We start from the raw sequence: 3,071 nt of genomic DNA, 5'->3' as shown, positions 1-3,071 counted from the left end.
ATCAACGGTGGCACCTACCTACTCTCCCACCTTTGACAGCAGTACCATCGGCAGTACGGGGCTTAACGGCTCTGTTCGACATGGAAGAGGTGTCCACCCGCCTTAACAGCACCAACCGTAGATATTCTTCTGACTCATAAGAGTCAAATACCTTTAGCATTCTTAGTCCCCACAGAGAGAAACATACCCATTACCAATACAAACACTTGATCACAAAGCCTATCTCGTAAAGCAGAATCAACACGCTCCCGGGGTCATTAGTACGGCTCAGCTCCACTGCTCTCACAGCCTCCACCTGCCGCCTATCCACGTCGTCGTCTACAACACCCCTTACTCAGAACACTCATCTTCAGGCCAGTTTCGCACTTAGATGCCTTCAGCGCTTATCTGATCCGCACGTAGCTACCCGGCCGTGCCAACGGCTTGACAACCGACTCGCCAGCGGTGCGTCCATCCCGGTCCTCTCGTACTAAGGACAGATCCCGTCAATGTTCCTACGCCCACCACAGATAGGGACCGAACTGTCTCACGACGTTCTGAACCCAGCTCGCGTGCCACTTTAATCGGCGAACAGCCGAACCCTTGGAACCTTCTCCAGCCCCAGGATGTGACGAGCCGACATCGAGGTGCCAAACCTCCCCGTCGATGTGAGCTCTTGGGGGAGATCAGCCTGTTATCCCCGGCGTACCTTTTATCCTTTGAGCGATGGCCCTTCCATGCGGAACCACCGGATCACTATACCCGACTTTCGTCCCAGATCGGCTGGTCGGCCTCACTGTCAAGCTGGCTTTTGCTATTGCACTCCCCTGCCGATTACCGTCCGGCATGAGCCAACCTTGGGAAACCTCCGTTACCCTTTCGGAGGTGACCACCCCAGTCAAACTACCCACCAAACACTGTCCCCCCAAAGAGGTTAGAACGCCAGTCAGCCAAGGGCGGTATTTCAAGGTTGGATCCAGGACGCCTGGCGACGCCCCTTCGCTTCCTCCCGCCTATCCTACACATGCCTGACCAGCATCCCATGTTAAGCTATAGTAAAGGTGCACGGGGTCTTTCCGTCCCGTGGCGGGTAAGCGGCATCTTCACCGCTACTACAATTTCACCGAACTCATGGTTGAGACAGTGCCCAGATCGTTACACCATTCGTGCAGGTCGGAACTTACCCGACAAGGAATTTCGCTACCTTAGGACCGTTATAGTTACGGCCGCCGTTTACTGGGGCTTCAGTTCAAACCTTCGCCTTGCGACTAAGCTCCCCCCTTAACCTTCCAGCACCGGGCAGGTGTCAGACCCTATGCGTCAACTTTCATTTTGGCAGAGTCCTGTGTTTTTGGTAAACAGTCGCCTGGGCCTCTTTTCTGCAACCTCCCATTACTGGGTAGGCCCCCCTTATCCCGAAGTTACAGGGTCATTTTGCCGAGTTCCTTAACCATGATTCATTCGTGCACCTTAGCATATTCTGCCCAGCTACCTGTGTCGGTTTGCGGTACGGGTAGCCATGCGCTTAACGCCTACTTACTTTTCTTGGAAGCCCCTTCAGTGCTTCGCTTCGGCCGAAACCTCCGCTCAACGCCCTATTCCGTCAGGACGTAACACCCCCGGCACTCCGTCATAAGTGGACCTGCATAGCTAGTATGGGATTATTAACCCATTTCCCCTCAGGCTGCCCGTCTCCGGTCGCCCTTAGACCCCGACTAACCCTCCGATGACTGCCATCGCGGAGGAAACCTTAGCCTTTCGGTGTGGGGGGTTCTCACCCCCATTATCGTTACTTATGCCTACATTTGCTTTTCACAACCCTCCACCACAGCTCACGCTGCAACTTCGCCGGTTTGTGAATGCTCTCCTACCACAAGTTAGTCTAACTAACTGTCCACCCCTTCGGTGATGTGCTTGATGCCCGGTTATTATCGACGCCCGCCCCGCTCGACCAGTGAGCTGTTACGCACTCTTTAAAGGAATAGCTGCTTCCAAGCTAACCTCCTGGCTGTCTCAGCAGCCGGACCGCCTTTGTTCAACTTAGCACACACTTGGGGACCTTAGAGGATGGTCTGGGTTGTTCCCCTCTCGGAGCAGGACCTTAGCACCCTGCCCCTCACTGCCCCGCACCCCTGCTCGCATTCGGAGTTCATCAGAAGTTGGTAGGATGTGACTCCCCCGCATCCTGTTGGTCGCTCTACCTCAAGCACGGTAACACGGAACGCTGTTCCTAAAAACATTTCGGAGAGTACGAGCTATTTCTCAGTTTGATTGGCCTTTCACCCCTATCCCCAGCTCATCCGGAAGCTTTTCAACGCTTATCGGTTCGGTCCTCCAGGGTGTGTTACCACCCCTTCAACCTGGCCAGGGATAGATCACCAAGTTTCGCGTCTACCCCGACTGACTACGCGCCCTGTTCAGACTCGCTTTCGCTTCGGCTGCCCACCTTCAGGTGGTTAACCTCGCCAGCCATGGTAACTCGTAGGCTCATTATGCAAAAGGCACGCCGTCACCCCCGTCTGAGGGCTCCGACCGCTTGTAAGCGCCTGGTTTCAGGGTCTATTTCACCCGGGTACTCCCCGTGCTTTTCACCGTTCCCTCACGGTACTCTTCTCTATCGGTCTTCTGAATGTATTTAGCCTTACCGGATGGTGCCGGCAAATTCAGAGGGGATTTCGCCGGTCCCCCCCTACTCAGGATCCCCGACCCACCAACGCCCTGACCACTACGGGGCTCTCACCCGCTATGGCGTCTTTTCCCAAAGACTTCGTGTTCGCTTGTTGGTTTGCTGTCAGGTCCTACTACCCCGACCAGGCCGTAACCTGATTGGTTTGGGCTCTTCCGGCCTCGCTCGCCACTACTACCGGAATCACATGTTGTTTTCTTTTCCTGCGGGTACTTAGATGTTTCAGTTCTCCGCGTTTGCCCCCCGTAGGGTACTGTCTCTTCAAGACAGTGGGTTGCCCCATTCGGATACCCAAGGATCAGCCCCTGCCAGCGGGTCCCCTTAGCGTTTCGTCGCTTGCCACGTCCTTCATCGCCATCAGAAGCCAGAGGCATCCCCCAGACGCCCTTTTGCTGCGTGTTGATTC

General features: G+C 55.2%; 2 rRNA genes. Both read right to left on the bottom strand.

Annotated features, from left to right (window positions below):
* Nucleotides 1-5: 5 nt before the first annotated feature.
* A 5S ribosomal RNA gene (gene rrf / locus ACYVF1_RS32160) occupies nt 6-116 on the bottom strand.
* Between the two features lie 120 nt (nt 117-236).
* Nucleotides 237-3,067, bottom strand: a 23S ribosomal RNA gene (locus ACYVF1_RS32155).
* Between the last annotated feature and the right edge of the window lie 4 nt (nt 3,068-3,071).

The organism is Spirosoma flavus (genome assembly GCF_054778555.1).
This window is presented reverse-complemented; position numbering and strand designations above follow the sequence as displayed.